Below are 21,450 nucleotides of genomic sequence, written 5' to 3' on the forward strand. Positions count from 1 at the left end.
GCTTGTTTATAGAAACAAAAAGGACCATCGCATTGCGACAGTCCCTCTCTTAAAGTTATTTATTCCTCTATTATTTTTACTGAATTCCCTCCACTGATAGATACCGGAAATCTATACGAATAATTATTGCTTATCCAATCTTTATCCTTTAGCATCCTTATTATATTTCTTGCGGCCATCCTCCCAAGCTTTTCTTTTGGGTGTACACCCGAAATTATCTTAAAATCCCTGTCTCCCAAAACCGCATCATCAAATGACACCATTGAAAAATTCTTCAAGAACTTTTCCGATTTTGTACCAAGAAATTCGGCATACTTGTATGCAATCTCATCATTATATACAATCATAGCAGTACAGTTCTTTGTTCTTTTATAAAATGAATTGAGACTTGACTTTGAAAATTTAAAATCAAAATCCTTAGTCGAATACCATCTGATATAATCATCATTTATAATAATATCATGCTCTGTCATACATTCCATAAAGCCTCGATATCTCTCTATTCCCTGTATATCATCATATTTGAAAATACCGCAGATTTTTCTATGTCCATTTTCTAACAATAGTTTTGTGAGTTCATAACTGCATTTTGCATCACTCATCTCTATACTGTCAAAATCCATATTTGAATAATGATTGTGAATAAATATAATAGGAATATTCCTCTTTGCTAAACCTTCATACAGCTTAACATTAGGGTTGGGAAAAGAAGACTTTGTACCCTCTACTATTATTCCTGATATATTCATATTCAAGAACTTCTTAAGGTAATTGGCTTCTTCATTTAAATTATTCTTTGTGATAGCCAATTCAATCTGTATATTTTCCTCATCCATAATAGACTTTATACCATCATATAATCTGGGAAAGAAGTAGTCTGAAAAATAGCTGAGAATCAAACCAACTTTCTTTTTTGAAGTTTCCTCCATCTTATATGAAACATAGGTTCCACTTCCTCGTACTCTCTCTATCAATCCTTCATCTTCAAGATATTCCAAAGCACCCCTGACGGTTTCTCTCGAAAATCCAAACTTTCTTGTAAGTACATTTTCACTTGGAAATTTGGCACCATATTTTAAAACACCGCTTATAATAATAGTCTTACCCCAATTATATATCTTCATGTATTTGAGATTGGCATTTTTATCACTCAGCAAATTTTTCTACACTCAACCTTTCAATATCTATGGCTTTTAGATACCTCTGTGTAAAAGTTTTAAATCCTTTCACATCTATTTCATCAGCCATAATCTCACTTCCTGTATTTTTGTCAAAAATCTTCTTAGATAGGAACTCATCTAAGCTGTACTTATCCGCCTGACTGACATATAATGCCAGCAATGCTATTCCCCATGCACCACCTTCACTTGCAGTATCAAGCACTTCTACGGGAGCATTGATTGCGGCAGAAAGATACCTTTGTCCAACTCCTTTAGTTTTGAACAGTCCTCCATGCCCCATCATTTTCTTTATCTTTACATTCTCTTTCTCTGTTAAGATATCAAGTCCCACCTTAACTGCTGTAAGTGAACTGTATAAATGTGCTCTCATAAAATTTGCCAGATTGAACTCACTCTTAGGGCTTCTTAAAAACATCGGTCTTCCTTCATTTAGCTTCGTGATACCCTCTCCCGAAAGATATCCAAATGACATCAGATTGCCACAGTCAACACTACCATTTAATGAATTTGTATAGAGTTTTTCAAACAATTCTCTATCTGAAATATTTATACCAAAAAGCTTTGCAAACTCTCTAAATAAGCCAACCCAGGCATTCAAATCACTTGTCCCGTTATTTGCATGTGACATAGCTACCGGATATCCGTCCGGCGTAGTCACCATATCTATTTCCTCATAGTAATCATTAAGTTTCTTATCAAGTACAAGCATTGCAAACATACTTGTGCCTGCAGACATATTTCCTGTGCCTTTTTTTATAGAGTTGGTTGCTACCATTCCGGTACCTGCATCACCCTCAGGTGGGCAAAGTATACTGCCCTCTTTTAAGTCTCCATCTTTATCTAAAAGGCTTGCACCCAATTTTGTGAGTACTCCGGCTCTCTGCCCTGCCACCATTACCTTTGGCAATATCTCTCTTATCTCCCATGGAAATTTGTACTTTTTAATCTTTTCTTCAAATATATTAAGCATTGATGCGTCATAATCCATAGTAGAAGAATCTATCGGGAATATACCTGAAGCATCACCTATACCTATATTCTTTTCACCTGTAAGCATATAGTGAATATATGATGACAATGTTGTAACAAAATTAAGCTTCTCTACATGCTCTTCTTTATCAAGTATTCTCTGATATAGATGTGCTATTGTCCATCTAAGCGGAATATTAAACTTAAAGCTTTCACTTAACTTTTTTGCAGCTTCTTCAGTATTTGAATTTCTCCAAGTTTGAAAAGGAGTAAGCAAATTCATATCCTTATCAAATGCCATGTATCCATGCATCATAGCACTAATACCCATGTGTTTTATCTGCTTTATAGTCACTCCATACTTTTCTTTTATATCGAACTTTATACTTGCATAACAGCTTGAAAGTCCTGAAAGTATCTCATCAAGAGGATATGTCCAAATACCGTCTGTAAAGCTATTTTCCCAGTCATGGATCCCTATTCCCAGTACCTCTCCATTTTCATCAGTCAAAACAGCTTTTATTCTTGTAGATCCAAACTCAATTCCTAAGAATATATCTCCACTTTCTATTACCTTTTTTGCTTCCATATTCACCTCCTAGTTACCATAGTAAGCATTCTTACCATGCTTTCTCAAAAAATGCTTATCCTGTAAATATTTCGGTGCTTTCTCTGCATCCGGATTTATGCTTAAAGCAAACAAATTTATTTTCGCAACTTCTTCCATTACCACTGCATTATGTACTGCCGCATATGCATCCTTCCCCCATGCAAAAGGACCATGGCTATGACATATACATCCCGGTATATATAAATAATCAATATTTCTTTCTTTGAAGGTTTCTACTATTACCTTGCCTGTATTCAGCTCATAATCCTCATCCAGCTCTTCTTTTGTGAGATGTCTTATACATGGAATATCCCCATAGAAATAGTCACATTGTGTAGTACCCATACAGGCAATATCCACTCCTGCCTGTGCAAATCCTGTTGCATATGGGGAATGAGTATGTACAACTCCACCTATATCCTTAAAGTTTTGATATAGTATAAGGTGTGTCTTTGTATCGGATGACGGATTATATTTTCCTTCTACACGATTTCCGGCAAGGTCCATTACTACCATATCATCAGGTGTAAGTTTGTCATACTCTATTCCACTTGGTTTTATTACAAAGTATTTTCTGCTTTCATCAATGCCCGATACATTTCCCCATGTAAATGTCACCAGACCATATTTTGGCAAAAGCATATTTGCCTCATATACCTCTTTTTTTAATTCTTCTAACATAACCCTCCTATTACAGGCGTGATAAATCCTCTCTCCTTGTATCATCTCCTATTGTAATAAGCTCACTACCTGTCAATTTTGCAAACATTGCAATATCTTCTCTGGTAAGTGCAGTAGATACAATAGAGTGATGGGCACCACCCGCATAACACCATGCAGCAGTTCCTATCTCAAAATTTGGCTTATGTCTGTACATAATTCTTGCAACCGGCAATTTTGGCATAGGATATGGCTGCTTAACAAGTTCAATATCTGCACAAATGATTCTGAATCTATCACCCATATCTACCATTGTAACCTGTATTCCGTCTCCTGTCACCCCATCAAAAACCAGTCTTGCCGGATCATCCTTGCCACCAATTCCAAGTGGTAATACCTGTATCTCAGGCTTTGTTGCTGCAAATGAAGTGGGTACTTCCAGCATATGACTTGCAAGTTCAAGTTCCTCATTCTCCGTTAAGTCATATGTATAATCCTCTATAAATCCGGTTGCTCCATCTCTGCCCTCAGCCATCTTCATAAGTACAGCTGAAAATGCACTCGTTTTATAGTCTCCTTCAGGTGCAAAGCCTATACCTCTTGCCATAAGATTTTGTGCTGATATACCCGGTAGCTGCTTAAGACCATGTAAATCCTGGAAAGTATCTGTAAATGCTCCAATTCTATTTTCCTCAAGGAACTTATCAAGTCCTACTTCATACTTTGCCTGCTCCCTTACCGCTTTAATATTATCGGTTTTTAGAATATACTTTTCCAGATACTCTTCCACCTTTTTATCTATCTCAGCATCACTTACGGCATCTACTATCTTTACCAAATCTCCCAGTGCATAGTAATTGCACTCCCAGCCATACTTTATTTGACTCTCTACTCTATCTCCATCAGTAACTGCAACCTCACGCATATTGTTTCCAAAACTTGCCACCCTCAAATGTCTTGAAAAATCAATAGCCTTTGCCACTTCCAAGAATCTTTTTATTTGTGAAATGACTTTGTTATGCTTATAGTATCCTGCCACAACCTCATGTACTATACCCATTCTTGCAAGTATAAATCCATACTCTCTGTCACCATGTGCTGACTGATTCAAATTCATAAAATCCATGTCAATACTGTCATATGGCAACTTCTCATTATACTGTGTATGTAGATGTAATAAAGGCTTATTTAATAATGACAGTCCCTTTATCCACATTTTAGCAGGTGAAAATGTATGCATCCAGGTGATTACTCCCACACAATCCTCATCTATCATAACTTTCTTGAAATTTTCTATACAGATTTCAGAAGTTTCCACAATTGGCAGCAGCTTTATATCTATCACATTTGCAAGCTTTTCATTCAAAAATTCTGCCATCTTGGCACTATCTTTTGCAACAGTATCAAGGCATTCTCTACCATATAAATCCTGACTTCCTACTATAAAATATACTTTTTTCATATTGCTCCTTTTCTAAATCTATTTTATAACCTGTATAGATTTTCTGTCTGCAAATACAGCCACAAAATATTGACAAGTTTCTCACCATTTTCAGGCTCATTCTCATGTACAGCTCCGATATAATATGGTGAATCAGTTGCCAACTTGTATATATCAGCGCTCTTTTCCTTATCTATTACTCTAAAGAACTGTGCCAAATATACCTTATTGTCTATTGCCTTAACCTCTTTTGTTTCACCATCTACACTACTACCGGTTTCACCCTTATTGCCACATGCAACTAATGGCATAGCCATAGCTGCTACCAACCCCAGTGCTACAACCTTTTTAAATATCTTCTTAATTTGTTCCTCCTCAAATATACGATATTTTATATGATGTTTTTATATTAGAACAATTCCTTTTCTTTAACAATATAATACATCTTTTTTATTAATATAAGTTGTATTAAAAATGTATATATTTTAATTCTATTTTCTTATTAAAATAATTATTTAACAACTATTGCATATATTATGCTTAATATATTTTGTATTTATATTTTATTTATATAATATATTATAATATTATATCACTTGCACTAATATTTGTACTTTTATTATACTACAACTTATAATCCGCACTTTAAATGTATTATACCTAATCCCAAATATATGAACTCATATTTTACCTCATACCTGTACTCTAGCGCATCCAAATAGTAGAAATGAAAACACTTTCTACAAGTACTTTACAAAAAAGAAAAAGCTTTATTTATTTTTACTAATTTTATCTTTTTATTTTCTACATTTTGTCAATTGATTTATCTTAAGAAATATGAAATAATACTTACATAAATTCTAATATTTTAGGATTGTTACTGATACGCAGGCAAGACCGAATTTACTATAGCAATATGGTTTATTTGGTCTTTTTTATTACTTTATGGTGGTGTAATGATCATTGAAAAAATAATCAATAATAACATTGTCTTGACCCATGACCATAAAAATAGAGAGATCATTGCCATGGGTAAGGGCATTGGTTTTGGAAGAAAAAAAGGTGATGTCATATCTGAAAAAGAAATAGAGAAGATTTTTAAAATCAAAGAAAATGAATTACTTCTCAAATTTCAGGATATGATCGCCGACATTCCTCTCGAAATAGTAAGACTTACAGATGATATTATTTCTTATGCAATAGATGTTGAAAAATTAAAGCTAAGTCAAAGTATCTATATTACTCTGGTGGATCATATTAATTTTTCTATCGAAAGATTCAAAGAAGATATGACCCCTGAAAACGCTCTTATGTGGGAGATCAAAAGATTTTATCCACAAGAATATGCAATTGGACTACATACACTGAGGCTCATACAGGATAGAATGGAACTTTCTCTTCCGGATTCAGAAGCCGGTTTTATTGCACTTCACTTTGTAAATGCACAATACAGTACACATATGAAGGAAACTCTAAGCCTACCTCATATTATGCGAGATATTATGGACATTGTAAAAAGTGAATTGAATGTTGAATTGAATGAGAATTCTATTCATTATGAAAGATTTTTAACTCATGTAAAGTTTCTTATTCAAAGACTTTATAAACATGAAATGCTTCATGATGATGATACTGTTTTTGAGGATATGATGAAAGAAAAGTATCCAAAAGAATTTGCCTGTGGAAAAAAGGTGGCTAGGTATATTGAAAATGAAACTCATTCAAAAATAACGAGAATGGAAATGACTTATTTAGCCATTCACATAAAAAGAGTAACTATGGCAGAGGAGTAAAATATGTTTGGTTTATTTAAAAAAAAGAAAAATAGTTTTTTAAGTCCTATGACAGGAAAAAGTGTATCTATAAAAGAGGTACCTGATGAAACTTTTTCATCTGAAATGCTTGGTAAGGGTGTTGCCATTATTCCAAGTGATGGTCTTGTCACCTCTCCCACATCCGGAAAAGTAAGTATGATTTTTGAAACATTACATGCTATAAGTATACTGGCAGATACCGGAGAAGAGATTCTTATTCATATCGGACTTGATACTGTAAAGATGAATGGTGACGGTTTTTCTTCCTATGTGAAAGTAGGTGATACCGTAAAACCTAAAGATCCACTTATAAAGGCTGATTTAGAAAAAATAAAGTCAGCCGGATTTAATCCTATTACTATAATGCTCATTTGCAACAGTACTGAATTTAAATCCGTTGAAAGTGTCACAAATATACCTGTGACCAATGATAGTGAAATATTGGTAGTAATACCATAATAATAAACTTTTCTCTTTGAGTGGCCAGCAAAGGGATAATCTTAATTAAGGAGAAATTTTATGAAGTATTTACAACGACTTGGGAAGTCTTTGATGCTTCCTGTAGCCTGCCTTCCTGTGGCAGCAATTTTGATGGGTATTGGTTATTGGATTGATCCTACCGGTTGGGGTGGTAATAATATAGTTGCAGCCTTCCTTTTAAAGGCAGGTGGTGCAATCATTGACAATATGGCTATTTTGTTTGCCATAGGTGTTGCTGTCGGTATGAGTGATGATGGTGACGGTGCAGCCGCACTTGCAGGTCTTGTTTCATGGCTTGTAGTTACAACTCTTTTATCAAAGGGAGCTGTTGCAATGTTTACAGGTGTTGATGCTGATGCTGTTCCTGCAGCTTTCGGTAAGACACAAACTCAATTTATCGGAATAGTTTGTGGCCTTATAGGTGCTATTTGTTATAATAAATTCAAAACAACTAAGCTTCCTGATGCACTCTCTTTCTTTAGTGGCAAGAGAAGTGTAGCTATAGTTACTGCCGGCTTCTCACTTATTGCATCTATTATCTTATTCTTTGTTTGGCCTGTAGTTTACGGTGCTTTGGTAGGATTTGGTGAGGCAATCATGAGTACAGGTGCTTTGGGTGCAGGAATATATGGTTTCTTTAACAGACTTCTGATTCCATTCGGGCTTCACCATGCACTTAACTCAGTATTCTGGTTTGATGTAGCAGGTATCAATGATATTGGAAAATTCTGGGGAAGTGCTGAAGGTGGTATCCTTGGACAGACAGGTATGTACATGTCAGGATTCTTCCCTGTAATGATGTTCGGTCTTCCCGGTGCTGCACTTGCAATGTATCACACCGCCAAGGATTCAAGAAAGAAAGCTGCTTACGGTCTTTTATTAGCTGCCTCTCTATCTTCATTCTTTACAGGAGTTACAGAACCACTTGAGTTTGCATTTATGTTCCTTGCACCGGTGCTTTATTTAATACATGCTATTTTAACAGGTATTTCACTTACTATAGTTGCACTACTTCCTATAAGAGCAGGATTTAACTTCAGTGCCGGTCTTGTTGACTGGGTGCTAAGTTTCAAAGCTCCATTTGCTGAAAATCCTTTATTCCTTATACCTATAGGTGTTATTTACGGTGCTATATACTACGGAATCTTCCGCTTTGTTATTACACAGTTTAACTTAAAGACTCCCGGTAGAGAAGATGATGAGGAAGAAGAGAAAAAGGCAGTTTTATCTAATGATGACTATACTGCAGTTGCAAGTATTATATTAGAAGGTGTCGGCGGTCCACAAAACCTCACTTCTATCGACAACTGTATTACAAGACTTCGTCTTGAAATCAAGGATTATACCAAGGTTGATGAAAAGAAGATCAAATCTGCAGGTGTTGCAGGTGTTATCAGACCTTCAAAGACTTCTGTACAAGTTATTATTGGTACAAAGGTTCAATTCGTAGCAGACGAATTTAAAAAACTTGCTAAGAGATAAATAATAGGGTACTGCAAAATGCAGTACCCTATATTTTTATTATTTTGCTGATAATGCAGCCATTGTTATATAATTATATGGTTGATTGAAATGTGGAAGGAAGAATATATCAAGCAATTTCAGCTTATCTATAGTTACCTTTTCCTGTATTGCAAGTGAGAACATGTGTATACCCATTGACATATCATATGTTGATGCCATTTGAGCACCTACTATCGCTCTTGTCTTTGCATCATATACTATCTTTATATTTACTTTAGGATTTGTTGTCTCAATAAATGTTGCCTTTTGTAAATCCTCAAATGAAGTGGAAAGTACATCCATACCAAGTTGCTTTGCTCTTTGCTCGCTAAGTCCTGTGGATACCAACTTCAAATCATATATTGAAATCGCATTTGACCCTTGAACACCGATAGTCTCAAGTTTCTTACCACATGCATTATGTGCAGCTATAATTCCTGAACGAACTGCATTGGTTGCAAGAGCGATATAAGACCTTTCCCCTGTCGCATTAAAGTATACAGTAGCACAGTCGCCAATAGCATATACGTCCTTCATGCTTGTTTGTTGAGTTTCATCAACTATGTATGCACCATTTGGCATAGTCTCAAGATATTCTTTTCCAAGCTCAGTATTTGGTCTAAATCCTATAGCAAGTATAACCATATCACACTGATATTCATTCTTATCAGTAACTATAGCCTCTACCTTGCCATTTCCCTTTATTTCCTTTACGGTCTCACCGAAGGCAAGCTGAATTCCATGATCTGAAAGATTCTTGTCCATCAAAGCACTAAACTCAGGATCATAATAACTTGAGAGTGAAGTATTGGCAATATCAACCATAATCACTTTTTTATTATGTCTTTCAAAAGCTTCTGCAAGCTCTACACCTATGTATCCTGCACCTACTACGGCAATAGTCTTTATATCAGGGTTTTCAAGCTTATTTATTACTTCTTCGGCATTCTGGAAAAGCTTAACGAGCTGAACATTCTCCAAATCTCTACCAGGTATTGGTGGTACTATAGGTAGTGAACCTGTAGCAAGTATAAGCTTGTCATAGCTCTCTTCTACCTTCTGACCGTCTTCCAAAGTTGCACAAACAAACTTTTTATCAAAATCTATTCTCTCAACCTTGCTGTTCATATTAACCTTTGCTCCCTGAGACTCAAGCTTCTCCTTATTTGAATAGAAAAGTCCGTCCGGTTTTGAGATTTGTCCACCTATCCAAAGTGCCATACCACAGCCCAAAAAGCTGATATTTGAATTTTGATCAAATACTACTACTTCATCTCCCTCATTAAATCCTGTGATTGTATTGATCGCACAAGTACCGGCATGATTTGCACCTACTACTACTATTTTACTCATATTATCCTCCAATATATTTAAATAAATAATCACTTTAATAATGTTGTCCCTCAAAAAATACACCCTATTTAATAGAGTATATTATCGAATACACTACCATATAAAAGTGTACTATGTTTTATATTTTTTAACAAGTATTTTTAGGCTTATACAGTTAAATTTTTTAAAATATATTTTGGATCTCCAATATATTTGATAATAAAAAACCTAAAATAGTACTCTTTTGGTATTTGATAAATTCACTATAATATATTTTATACTTTCTACCCCAAGATGAGATACAAAAACATGTATCTTCTGTTTCTTCCTTACATTCATATATCAGTACATAGTGTGCATATATATCTACTACATTTCCATTTTCTATATCTACTGCCTTTACACCTTTATTCTTTTTTAAAAATCCTAAGACATCAGGACCTACTCCCAGAATAACCGGCAACCCTGCTTTCAGACTTTTATTTACCTTTGGGAGTATATTACAGCCATACCCCCATTTAGCTTTCATAGAAATACTGTTATCTTTAAAATATCTATTTAAACCTTTTGACAGTGAAAAACCTGTCATACCCTTTATGAATGGCATATTTAAGATGAATAAATACTTCTTATATAATAACATAACAAAGGCAATAAAACTTTCTTTACTTATTACTGTATTACTTTTAAACCTGGACTTCCAAAAGCACATCAAAAAATTGCATATTGCAATTATTCCACAACCATATTCCGCTATATCTCTATGATCCTTAAAAAACCATCCCTGATTTCCACCGGTATAGAACTCACTACCATTTTGTATAAGTAAATCATTCTCCATAAAACTACATACTATGAGTGGCAAAAGTCCTGTCGTCTTCCCAGAGTACTACTCTTCCTTCTTTGCGACTCCTTTTCACATCTATAATTCTTTGGTTAGAGCTTCCTCTAAACCTTAATGTAATATCATAAAGTTCCTGTACAAATTTACCGTCAACTATGACATCACAATGTTCTAAGATTTTTGGCGTAGCCTCACAGTATGCTCTACCCCCCTCTATCAAATCAACATCATATGTATATCCTGAGTATATCCAAAGATTCTTCTTTGGATATCTCTTTTTAAACGCCTCTATCAATGGTAGAATTCCTATCTGATTTACCTTTTCCATAGGCTCTCCACCCAATATAGTCATTCCGGATACATAGTCATGCTGTAAAGATGCCAATATATTTTCCATGATTTCTTCTGTTAATATATCCCCATATTTAAAATCCCATGCCATCTCATTAAAACAACCCTTACATGCATGTGTACATCCGGATACAAATAGAGAGGTTCTGACTCCGGGACCATTGGCTATATCGTCATACTTTATATTTGCATAATTCATTATAGCATATCTGCCATTTCTAAAAGAAGTTTCTTTGAATCCTCAAAGCCCAAGCATGGATCGGTGATAGACTTTCCATATATATGCTCTTCTATCTTCTGATTACCTTCTTCAATATAGCTCTCTATCATTACACCCTTTACAAAACCTGCTATCTCATCAGAATATCTCATAGAATGCAATACTTCTTTTACTATACGAACCTGCTCCTTGTATTTCTTATTGGAGTTTGAGTGGTTGGCATCCACTATAACAGCAGGATTTAGTATATCTCTTTCCATATATAGATCCAATAAAAGTTTCAAATCCTCATAGTGATAGTTTGGTAGGCACTGTCCATGCTTATTGACTGCACCACGAAGTATTGCATGTGCAAGCGGATTTCCATCTGTCTTTATCTCAAAATTTCTGTAAATAAACTCATGAGATTGCTGTGCTGCATATATTGCGTTCAACATAACTGACATATCTCCACTTGTTGGGTTCTTCATACCTACCGGTACATCAACACCTGAAGATGTAAGTCTATGTTGCTGATTCTCAACCGATCTTGCACCCACAGCAATATAGCTCATCAAGTCATCCAAATATCCAAGATTATCCGGGTAGAGCATCTCATCCGCTGTAAAAAGTCCTGTCTCCTCTATTACTCTAAGATGCATCTTTCTTATTGCAACAATACCCTCATGTACATTAGGTTTTTTCTCAGGATTTGGCTGGTGCAAAAGCCCCTTGTATCCATCTCCATTTGTTCTTGGTTTATTGGTATATACTCTTGGTATAACTATTATCTTATCCTTTATCTGTTCAGCCACCTTTACAAGTCTGCTTGCATAGTCAAGTACAGAATCTTCATTGTCTGCAGAACATGGCCCTATTACAGCCAAAAACTTTTTGCTTTTACCGGTGATAACATCAGAAATTTCACGGTCGAATTCCAGCTTTTTCTCCCTTAGTTCTTTACTTAAAGGATATTTATCTATGATTTCCTCAGGTGAAGGTAGATTGTTAATATATTTTATTCCCATAATTTCCTCTTTCATTTATATGTGTTCTGAATTCAAATTATCCAAAGCTTTACTTAATGTGTCATTTTATAGTCATACAACATTGTCGTATATAATATTTTAACAGTATAAAATAATCAGAAAAAATTATCAAGTCTTTATCACTTTAAAGTTTTAAACTTTCAAAGTGTGAGCTTGACCCTTTTTCATTACTTTGTTATACTTCTTTTTATGAAATTTTATCAGCCGAAGCTGCAATAAATAAAGGATGGATATGTATGAATTGTTATGATGAATTAAAGGCAAGAGGACTTATTGCCCAGGTTACAAATGAAGAAGAAATCAGCAAAATGATAAACAATGGTGAGGCTACATTTTATATAGGATTTGATCCCACTGCAGACAGCCTCCATGTAGGACATTTTATGGCACTTTGCCTTATGAAGAGACTTCAAATGGCTGGAAACAAACCTATTGCTTTAGTAGGCGGCGGTACAGGTATGATAGGGGATCCTTCAGGTAGAAGCGACCTTAGACAGGTACTTACTATAGAAAATATTGATCACAACTGTGAATGCTTTAAAAAGCAAATGAGTCGCTTTATTGAATTCGGTGAAAACAAAGCAAAAATGGTAAATAATGCAGATTGGCTAAGAGATCTCAACTATATGGATTTCATTCGTGATATAGGTCCACATTTTTCTGTCAACAATATGCTTAGAGCTAAATGCTATGAAAATCGTATGGCAAACGGACTCTCATTTCTTGAGTTTAACTATATGATACTCCAAAGCTACGACTTCTACAGACTTTTCCTTGACTATGGATGCAATATGCAGTTCGGTGGTGATGATCAGTGGTCAAATATGCTTGGAGGTACCGAGCTTATTAGACGAAAGCTTGGCAAGGATGCACACGCTATGACCATTACTCTTCTACTAAACTCAGAAGGTAAGAAGATGGGTAAGACCGTTGGCGGTGCAGTTTGGCTTGATCCAAATAAGACCTCTCCATTTGACTTCTATCAGTACTGGAGAAATCTTCCTGATGCGGATGTTCTCACTTGCCTTAGGATGCTTACCTTCCTTCCGCTTGAGCAGATAGAAGAAATGTCTTCATGGGAAGGAGTACAGCTCAATGAAGCTAAGGAAATTCTTGCAATGCATCTTACTGAACTTGTACATGGCAAGGAAGAGGCAGATAAGGCTAATGCTGCCAGCAAATCACTCTTTGTAGGCGGTGGTGATATGAGCAATGTTCCTACTTATATTCTACAGGATGAAGATTACAGAGACGGTACTATTGATCTTTCAGGTGTACTTGTAGTAAGCGGACTTTCAAAGACCAGATCTGAAGCCAGAAGAAACATAGAACAGGGTGGTGTTTCTATAGAAGGTGAAGTTATAAATGATGTAAAAAAAATTTTCACAAAAGAGGATTTTTCAGGTGAAGGACTTCTTGTTAAGAGAGGTAAGAAGAATTTCTGCAAAGTTAAATCAGAATAAATTTATTTAAGGAAGTATATTTTTTGTACTTCCTTTTTCATTAAAAAGCTGCTGCATTTTAGTGCAACAGCCTTTAATTTTATAAGTGCAGTACTCTATCCGCAATCTCTTGAGTCCTACCTTGATTCCAGAACTGTGTTCCTATATATCCACAGGTTCTTCTTGCTACATTAAGTTTATTCTGATCTGTATTTCCACATTTCGGACATTTCCATACAAGCTTACCCTCGTCCTCAACTATCTTAATTTCCCCGTCAAATCCACATTCCTGACAATAATCAGACTTGGTATTTAGCTCAGCATACATTATATTGTCATATATAAATCCAAGCAGACTCATTACCGCTTCAAGATTGTCCTGCATATTCGGTACTTCTACATAACTTATTGCACCACCAGGCGAAAGTTTTTGGAATTCACTCTCAAACTTAAGCTTTGTAAATGCATCTATATCCTCTGCGACATGAACATGGTAGCTATTTGTAATATAGTTCTTATCTGTAATACCTTCTATGATTCCAAACCTCTTTTGAAGAGCCTTTGCAAACTTATACGTTGTGGATTCAAGCGGTGTACCATATGGAGAATAGTCAATATTCTCAGCCTGCTTCCACTCATTACATTTATCATTCATCTTTTGCATTACACTAAGTGCAAATGGCTTTGCCGCATCATCAGTATGGCTCTTTCCGGTCATATACTTTACACACTCATAAAGTCCGGCATATCCAAGACTTATAGTAGAATATCCGCCATATAAAAGCTTATCTATCGGTTCGCCTTTCTTCAATCTTCCAAGAGCCCCATACTGCCAGAGTATAGGTGCAACATCTGAAGGTGTTCCCAACAATCTCTTATGTCTTGCTCTCAATGCACGATGACAAAGCTCAAGTCTCTCTTCAAATATTTTCCAGAACTTTGTAGTATCTCCACCTGAAGACAGTGCAACGTCTACAAGATTAATAGTGACAACTCCCTGATTAAATCTTCCGTAGTATTTTGCCTTACCATTCTCATCCACATATGGTGTAAGGAAACTTCTGCATCCCATAGGAGTATAACAATTTCCGTTGCCATTCTTATCTACCTTTAGCTCGAACATCTTCTTCTCAGAAACATAGTCAGGTACAAGCCTCTTTGCAGTACATTTTGCTGCAAGCTTTGTAAGATGATAATATCTGCTTCCCGGACGAACATTGTCCTCTTCAAGCACATATATAAGCTTAGGGAATGCCGGTGTTACCCAAACGCCGTTCTCATTCTTTACACCCTGATATCTCTGTCTTATCATTTCCTCAATAATAAGTGCCAGATCCTCTTTTTCTCTATCATTCTTTGCTTCATTCAAATACATAAATACTGTAATGAATGGAGCCTGACCATTTGTGGTCATCAAAGTAACCACCTGATACTGGATAGTCTGTATTCCCTTTGTAATCTCCTTACGAAGTCTGTTTTCAACGATCTCTTCCTTTCTTTCCTTAGAAACATTTAGACCGTACATCTCAGCTTCAACCTCATCGCGAATCTTCTGTCTGCTGACATCCACAAAAGGAGCAAGATGTGTGAGTGAAATACTCTGTCCACCATATTGACTGGATGCTACTTGGGCAATAATCTGTGTGGCAATATTGCAAGCTGTTGAAAAACTGTGTGGCTTCTCTATAAATGTACCTGAAATTACAGTACCGTTTTGAAGCATATCTTCCAGGTTTACAAGATCACAGTTGTGCATATGCTGTGCAAAGTAATCCGCATCATGAAAATGAAGTATTCCCGCCTTATGTGCTTCCACTATCTCAGGATCAAGAAGTATTCTTTCTGTGAGATCCTTTGAAACCTCTCCAGCCATATAATCTCTTTGCACTGAAGCAACGGTAGGATTTTTATTGGAATTCTCCTGCTTTACTTCCTCATTGTCACATTCAATAAGTGCCAATATTTTATCATCTGTTGTGTTGTGTTTTCTCTTTATACTCTGAACATATCTATATGTAATATATCTTCTGGCAACCTCAAAAGCATTCTCTCTCATGATGCCATCCTCAACCATATCTTGTATCTCTTCCACGCTCATAGCACGATTCATGCTCATACATTGATTCTCTACAGTTTTGGCAATACGGTCTACCTGTGGCTTCTTTAATTTATCATCTTCACCCACTACAGCATTTGCCTTATAAATGGCTGCCATAATCTTTGAAATATCAAAATCAACCTCTGCACCACTTCTCTTTATGATTCTCATATCTGAATCCTTCCTCAAATTTATTACTATATGTTTCCCGTCTCTATCTCTGCCAAATCCTTAAAAACTCCAAGGCTTGACATTCACGTTTTCATAGTATACACAATATATAGTGTATGGTCAATGCGTATTTTACAACATAATGTAAAAAAACTTTATGTAGGAATTTCACCAAAAATACTTTTAAAATTTTCAAATCACAAAATATAAACAAACTTATTATAATTTTTCACCATAAAAAACTTAACAAAGTCTATTTCACTATTATTTTTTATTGTTTTTGAAACCTATATAGCTTATTTTAAAAATTATAAAAAATACAATATGAAACTCATTTTCATTTTCTCTTGACATATTCTCTTTGCTTTTATATTCTATTATCATATTTGAAGCTTTTGCTTAAACAAATAAATTTTACCTTTGGGATGGAAAATTTGTATAAATATATTTTAAAAAGATTATTATCATTAATACCTATACTTATAGGTATCAGCTTCATATCTTTTGCTCTTATCTACTTTACAGGAGGAGATGCTGTTGCAGTCAGATATGAGGCTATAGGAGGAGTTCTTTCTCCTGAGCTTCTAAACCAAAAAAGAGAAGAGCTTGGATTAAATCGTCCCTTTATGGTTCAATATTTCACTTGGTTGCTTGGAGTAATACAGGGAGATATGGGAATCAGCTATGTATCAGGCAAGCCTGTTTTTAGCTATATTATGAGCAAACTGCCAAATACATTGCTTCTTTCTCTCAGCGCATTGTTTACAACTATGTTTATCTCACTGCCACTTGGCATACTTTCAGCAGTAAAAAAGAATGGCATTTTTGACAATATTATAAGGACTATGTCATTCATAGGCAATTCACTCCCCAATTTTTTTGTGGCACTTGTGCTTTCATATATTTTCGCATTAAAAATGAAACTTTTGCCTGTAATATCACAGGGTACAAGCTTAAAAAGCCTTATACTGCCTACACTTACACTTTCACTCGCAATGAGTGCCAAGTATATCAGACAAATCCGTTCACTTATAATAGCAGAACTCTCAAAACCTTATGTAAGTGGAGCAAGAGCTAGAGGTATCAAGGAAAATATCATTATATTTTTTAATGTACTTAGACTTACATCTCTTACTCTTATCACTCTTATGACCCTTAGTTTTGGAAGCCTGCTTGGTGGCAGCTCTATAGTTGAAAGTATTTTTATGTGGGACGGTATAGGAAAACTTGCCATAGAATCTATAAATCTGCGTGACTATCCTATGATTCTGGCATATGTGCTTTGGATGGCGCTTATCTATGTTTTTGTAAATTTACTGGCAGATATTTCCTATTATTTCCTGGATCCAAGGCTTAGACTGGGAGGTGGTAAACATGCGAACTAAAAAAATATTACTTCCTTCCATCATAGTTGCAGCATTGTTGATATTTGCATTTTTATCACCTATGCTTACCCCTTATAGTATATCCAATCAAAACCTTATGATAGCAAAGGCCCCCCCTTCCTTCAATCATATAATGGGAACAGATATATATGGTAGAGATATGTTCTCAAGAGTTATTGCTGCAAGTAGGATAAGTATATTCTCTGCTCTGGCTGTAGTGCTTTTGATGGCGAGCATAGGCGTGATCATAGGAACTTTTTGTGGATATCTTGGCGGTATAGCCGACACTATACTTATGAGAGTATCTGATATATTCCTGGCATTCCCCGGCATTGTACTTGCTATTGCAACCTCCGGTCTTTTCCACAATGGCATATTTGGAGCAATAATTGCTCTTGTATCTGTGGGTTGGCCAAGGTATGCAAGACTTTCAAGAGGTCTGGTACTCTCTACTAAAACATCAACCTATATAAGTGCTGCCAGACTCAGTGGCTGTAATACTGTTCAAATAGTATTTACTGAAATATTGCCCAATATCGTTGGTCCAATTATAGTAACTGCAAGCCTTGATATAGGTACAAGTCTTATGGAAATATCAGCACTTTCTTTTCTGGGGCTTGGTGCTACTCCACCCACTCCTGAATGGGGGAGTATGATAAGTGAAAGTAGAAGTCTGCTTCAACTTACACCCTGGATCACACTCTCTCCGGGAATTGCGATATTTATCACAGTCTCCATATTTAATGTATTCGGAGAGTCACTTAGAGATTACTACAACGCATAACAAATATATAATTTTAAAGGAGAATATCTAATGAAAAAACAAATAAAACTTCTTTCTATTGCAATTACTACAACTTTACTTATGGGAGCCTGTGGTGCTTCCGGTAAGCAAACAAACAACACTACAACAAATACCGAAAATACTTCCGCCTCTACAAATACTGCAAAAACTATGGTTTATGGTACCAGCAGCTATGGTGTTGGAATGTCTGATGCCGGACTCAATCCTCATGAAGACTATTCAGGTTGGAGTTGTGTAAGATATGGTGTAGGCGAGACATTATTTAAATTGAATGAGAATCTGGAATTAGTACCCTGGCTTGCCGAATCCTACAAATTCTTAGATAACAATACTCTGGAAGTTGTTATAAAAGATGGAATCAATTTCTCATCAGGTAGAAAACTGGACGCTGCTGCTGCAAAAGAATGCTTTGAAGATTTATTAAAAGTGCATGACAGAGCACCAAATGATATGAAAATACAGGAAATAAAAGCAGATGGTCAAAACTTAACATTCACAACTACTGAACCTAATCCTGCACTGTTAAACTTTCTGGCAGAGCCATATACCGCTCTTATAGATATGCATGTTGGCGTAGATACAAGTAGAAATGTATCAGGAACAGGACCTTATAAAGCAACTGACGTTTCAGACAGTGAAATAAGTCTTGAAGCCAGAGATGACTACTGGGGCGGTGAAGTTTCAAAGAAAAATATATTGGTAAAGTCTATTACTGACGGTGATACCCTTACTATGGGACTACAATCAGGAGAGTTGGATGCTACCTATGGCCTTCCATATGCAAGCTATCCACTGTTTGAAAATGACAATTACAGTATAAATTCTGTTGCTACCAGCAGGGCATTCTTTATGCAGTTAAATTTTGACAATGAGCTGCTTAAAGATAAAAATATAAGATCAGCTATAGCTATGGCAGTTGACAAGAACGGATTTGTCAATGTATTGCTTGGCGGACATGGAAAAGTGGCAAACGGACCATTCCCTATGAAGGACTCTGAGGCAACAAACTATAGCTTTTCACCTGAAAAGTCAAAAGAACTTCTTGCAAATTCAGGGTGGACTGACAGTGATAATGATGGATATGTTGACAAGGATGGCAAAAACTTTGAACTAAACTACCTTACATATCCGGGAAGAAGTGAGCTTCCTATACTGGCACAAAGTGTACAGTCCAATCTAAAGGATGTAGGCATAAAGTTGAATATAAACAGTACTGAGAACTATCTTGAAGTACTAAAAGATAGTAACAGTTGGGATATATTTGCAAGTGCCATGGTCACAAATCCTACCGGTAACAAGGCTTATTTCTTTGATATGACCGCCTTAACTGATGCCTCAAAAAATAGAGGACATTACTCAAATTCCGAACTTGATGAGCTTGCAAAAACTCTAGCTACCACATTTGAAAGTGAAAAGCGTGAGGAAATAGCACAAAAAATGAGTGATATTTTGGTAGATGATTGCGGTTTTATATTTGTTTCACATTTACAGATGAGTCTTGTAAGTAAGAAAAATATTAAGGGACTTATTCCAATGCCATGTGATTATTATGAATTCAGTAAAGATCTGGTAATAGAATAATGAAAGAACTTTTGAAATTTGAAGATATAAATATTTCATATGAAAAAAGGCAGGTTCTATATGATGTATCATTTTCACTTGACTATGGAGAAATTCTAGGCATAGTGGGTAATAGCGGCTGCGGAAAATCCACATTGCTAAAAAGTATTTTGGGACTTGCCGGTCCCAAAGTACTAAGTGGAAATATATACTTTGAAGACAGTGATTTACTGGCAATAAACAGTCGTGATATGAGAAATATCAGAGGCAATCGTATCAGTATGGTATTTCAGGAATCCGGTATTCATACTAACCCCTTAAAAACTATCGGTGACACTGTTTTTGAAAGTATGAAAGCCCACAAACAGATTTCAAAAGAAGATTCCCTAGGCATAGCTTTAGATATATTTGAGAGTTTGTCTCTACCGGAACCTAAAAGAATATTAAAGGCATATCCCTTTGAGCTCTCAGGCGGTATGAATCAGAGGGTTGGCATTGCACTGGCTATGTTGAATAATCCCTCAATCATTTTGGCAGATGAACCTACCAGTGCACTTGATCCAATAGTTGCAGTCCAAATAGTAAATGAATTGAAATCACTGCGTGAAAAATATAATACAGCAATTATTCTTGTAACACACAATATAAAAATAGCCAGAAGTATCACTGACAATATTTTGATATTAAATGACGGGAAAGTAGTTGACTATGGAAAAACAACCGAAGTACTCTCCTCCCCCAAAAGTGATTTTACAAAAGAGTTGATACTTTCATCTGTTACTTGATTTTGGAGTATATATGAATGATATTTTGATTATAAAAAACCTTACCAAGCAATTCGAAGGAGAGACAAAACCAAGTATAGAAAATATTAATCTTAATTTAAAAGCTGGTCGATGTCTGGGTATAGTAGGTGAAAGCGGCTCCGGTAAAAGCACACTGGCAAGAGCTGTTACCGGATTGATTACTATAACAGAAGGTGAAATAACCTTTGATGGTAAATGTATCAGCAAATTTTCACCTGCTAATTACAGAAAGATTTACAAAGACTTGCAAATGATATTTCAGCTTCCAAGAGAAAGTTTCAATCCTGTACGAAGCCTTGGCGAAAGTATCCTGGTAAACCTAAAAAATTTCGGTTTTAAGGGGGATTGCAAAAAACAGGCGATTACCCTCCTTGACCGCTGCGGGCTAAATGAATCTTTCTATAATAAATATCCAAGTGAAGTTAGTGGGGGTGAATGTCAAAGAGCTGCTATTGCAAGGGCCATTGCCTGCTCTCCTAAGCTGCTTATATGTGATGAAGCAACCTCAGCACTTGATCTTATAGTACAAAGAAAAATAATATCTCTATTAAATGACCTGAAAGAGGAAATGAGCATGGCAATACTATTTATCTGCCATGATATATCTCTGGTTCACCATATGTGTGATGATGTAGCTGTAATGAAGGATGGACATATCGTGGAAAAAGATGTTACAAGCAGAATAATACACAGACCTTCAAATGAATATACGAAAGCATTGATAGAAGCATCCAATATATACTAGTATAT

The 21,450-nt window shown here is 35.7% G+C and carries 19 protein-coding genes; 9 read left to right on the forward strand and 10 right to left on the reverse strand.

Features of this window, described 5'->3' with window-relative positions; translation table 11 throughout:
* Positions 1–59: 59 nt before the first annotated feature.
* Genes D4A81_RS11915 through D4A81_RS11935 form a run of 5 tightly spaced genes read right to left on the reverse strand, consistent with a single transcriptional unit; the run spans position 60 to position 5,178 of the window.
* Entirely contained in the window at positions 60–1,157 is a 1,098-nt protein-coding gene (locus D4A81_RS11915; protein WP_242977761.1) for a GntR family transcriptional regulator, read from the reverse strand.
* The gene (locus D4A81_RS11920; RefSeq protein ID WP_111525831.1) at positions 1,147–2,739 is read right to left on the reverse strand and encodes a xylulokinase; all 1,593 of its coding nucleotides are present in this window, start codon (positions 2,737–2,739) and stop codon (positions 1,147–1,149) included. The genes D4A81_RS11915 and D4A81_RS11920 overlap by 11 nt, the downstream gene beginning before the upstream one ends.
* 9 nt (positions 2,740–2,748) lie before the next feature.
* Positions 2,749–3,441: an L-ribulose-5-phosphate 4-epimerase gene (locus D4A81_RS11925; protein ID WP_111525830.1), complete on the reverse strand. Its 693-nt coding sequence runs from the start codon at positions 3,439–3,441 to the stop codon at positions 2,749–2,751.
* A 10-nt stretch (positions 3,442–3,451) separates the two neighbouring features.
* The gene (gene araA / locus D4A81_RS11930; RefSeq protein ID WP_111525829.1) at positions 3,452–4,882 is read right to left on the reverse strand and encodes an L-arabinose isomerase; all 1,431 of its coding nucleotides are present in this window, start codon (positions 4,880–4,882) and stop codon (positions 3,452–3,454) included.
* A 23-nt stretch (positions 4,883–4,905) separates the two neighbouring features.
* On the reverse strand, positions 4,906–5,178 hold the full coding sequence (locus tag D4A81_RS11935; RefSeq protein WP_242977760.1) for a hypothetical protein: 273 nt from the start codon (positions 5,176–5,178) through the stop codon (positions 4,906–4,908).
* 639 nt (positions 5,179–5,817) lie between these two features.
* On the opposite strand from D4A81_RS11935, the gene licT reads away from it, so the two are divergent.
* Genes licT through nagE form a run of 3 tightly spaced genes read left to right on the forward strand, consistent with a single transcriptional unit; the run spans position 5,818 to position 8,637 of the window.
* Complete coding sequence (gene licT / locus D4A81_RS11940) at positions 5,818–6,654, forward strand: BglG family transcription antiterminator LicT (protein WP_111525828.1); 837 nt, start codon at positions 5,818–5,820, stop codon at positions 6,652–6,654.
* A gap of 3 nt (positions 6,655–6,657) precedes the next feature.
* Positions 6,658–7,134 carry a PTS sugar transporter subunit IIA gene (locus D4A81_RS11945; RefSeq protein ID WP_111525827.1) on the forward strand — a complete coding sequence of 159 codons (477 nt, stop codon included), beginning with the start codon at positions 6,658–6,660 and terminating at the stop codon, positions 7,132–7,134.
* 60 nt (positions 7,135–7,194) lie between these two features.
* The gene (gene nagE, locus D4A81_RS11950) at positions 7,195–8,637 is read left to right on the forward strand and encodes an N-acetylglucosamine-specific PTS transporter subunit IIBC (protein ID WP_111525826.1); all 1,443 of its coding nucleotides are present in this window, start codon (positions 7,195–7,197) and stop codon (positions 8,635–8,637) included.
* A gap of 39 nt (positions 8,638–8,676) precedes the next feature.
* Here nagE and nox read toward each other — a convergent pair whose 3' ends face one another.
* From nox to D4A81_RS11970, 4 genes are all read right to left on the reverse strand, one after another.
* The gene (gene nox, locus D4A81_RS11955) at positions 8,677–10,011 is read right to left on the reverse strand and encodes a H2O-forming NADH oxidase (RefSeq protein ID WP_111525825.1); all 1,335 of its coding nucleotides are present in this window, start codon (positions 10,009–10,011) and stop codon (positions 8,677–8,679) included.
* Positions 10,012–10,174: 163 nt separating this feature from the next.
* Positions 10,175–10,831 (reverse strand): hypothetical protein, encoded by a 657-nt coding sequence (locus D4A81_RS11960; protein ID WP_111525824.1) that lies wholly within the window; start codon positions 10,829–10,831, stop codon positions 10,175–10,177.
* 4 nt (positions 10,832–10,835) lie between these two features.
* Entirely contained in the window at positions 10,836–11,384 is a 549-nt protein-coding gene (gene nrdG, locus D4A81_RS11965; protein WP_111525823.1) for an anaerobic ribonucleoside-triphosphate reductase activating protein, read from the reverse strand.
* Positions 11,384–12,412: a 3-deoxy-7-phosphoheptulonate synthase gene (locus D4A81_RS11970; protein WP_111525822.1), complete on the reverse strand. Its 1,029-nt coding sequence runs from the start codon at positions 12,410–12,412 to the stop codon at positions 11,384–11,386. Before D4A81_RS11970 ends, nrdG begins: the two co-directional genes overlap by 1 nt.
* A 257-nt stretch (positions 12,413–12,669) precedes the next feature.
* Between D4A81_RS11970 and tyrS the strand changes: the two genes are divergently transcribed.
* A complete protein-coding gene (tyrS, locus tag D4A81_RS11975) occupies positions 12,670–13,896 on the forward strand; it encodes a tyrosine--tRNA ligase (protein WP_111525821.1) in 1,227 nt (408 codons plus the stop codon).
* Between the two features lie 79 nt (positions 13,897–13,975).
* Here tyrS and nrdD read toward each other — a convergent pair whose 3' ends face one another.
* Complete coding sequence (gene nrdD, locus D4A81_RS11980; RefSeq protein WP_111525820.1) at positions 13,976–16,144, reverse strand: anaerobic ribonucleoside-triphosphate reductase; 2,169 nt, start codon at positions 16,142–16,144, stop codon at positions 13,976–13,978.
* Positions 16,145–16,578: 434 nt separating this feature from the next.
* Here nrdD and D4A81_RS11985 point away from each other — a divergent pair, with 434 nt between their 5' ends.
* From D4A81_RS11985 to D4A81_RS12005, 5 genes are read left to right on the forward strand one after another with little or no spacing between them, the layout of a single operon-like run.
* On the forward strand, positions 16,579–17,529 hold the full coding sequence (locus D4A81_RS11985) for an ABC transporter permease (RefSeq protein WP_162902590.1): 951 nt from the start codon (positions 16,579–16,581) through the stop codon (positions 17,527–17,529).
* Positions 17,519–18,313 carry an ABC transporter permease gene (locus D4A81_RS11990; protein WP_111525818.1) on the forward strand — a complete coding sequence of 265 codons (795 nt, stop codon included), beginning with the start codon at positions 17,519–17,521 and terminating at the stop codon, positions 18,311–18,313. The genes D4A81_RS11985 and D4A81_RS11990 overlap by 11 nt, the downstream gene beginning before the upstream one ends.
* A 30-nt stretch (positions 18,314–18,343) precedes the next feature.
* On the forward strand, positions 18,344–19,915 hold the full coding sequence (locus D4A81_RS11995; protein WP_111525817.1) for an ABC transporter substrate-binding protein: 1,572 nt from the start codon (positions 18,344–18,346) through the stop codon (positions 19,913–19,915).
* Entirely contained in the window at positions 19,915–20,679 is a 765-nt protein-coding gene (locus D4A81_RS12000) for an ABC transporter ATP-binding protein (RefSeq protein WP_111525816.1), read from the forward strand. The genes D4A81_RS11995 and D4A81_RS12000 overlap by 1 nt, the downstream gene beginning before the upstream one ends.
* A gap of 13 nt (positions 20,680–20,692) precedes the next feature.
* The gene (locus D4A81_RS12005) at positions 20,693–21,445 is read left to right on the forward strand and encodes an ABC transporter ATP-binding protein (RefSeq protein WP_111525815.1); all 753 of its coding nucleotides are present in this window, start codon (positions 20,693–20,695) and stop codon (positions 21,443–21,445) included.
* The last annotated feature ends 5 nt before the right edge of the window (positions 21,446–21,450 follow it).

This window comes from Lachnoanaerobaculum umeaense, from assembly GCF_003589745.1.
Classification (GTDB): domain Bacteria; phylum Bacillota; class Clostridia; order Lachnospirales; family Lachnospiraceae; genus Lachnoanaerobaculum; species Lachnoanaerobaculum umeaense.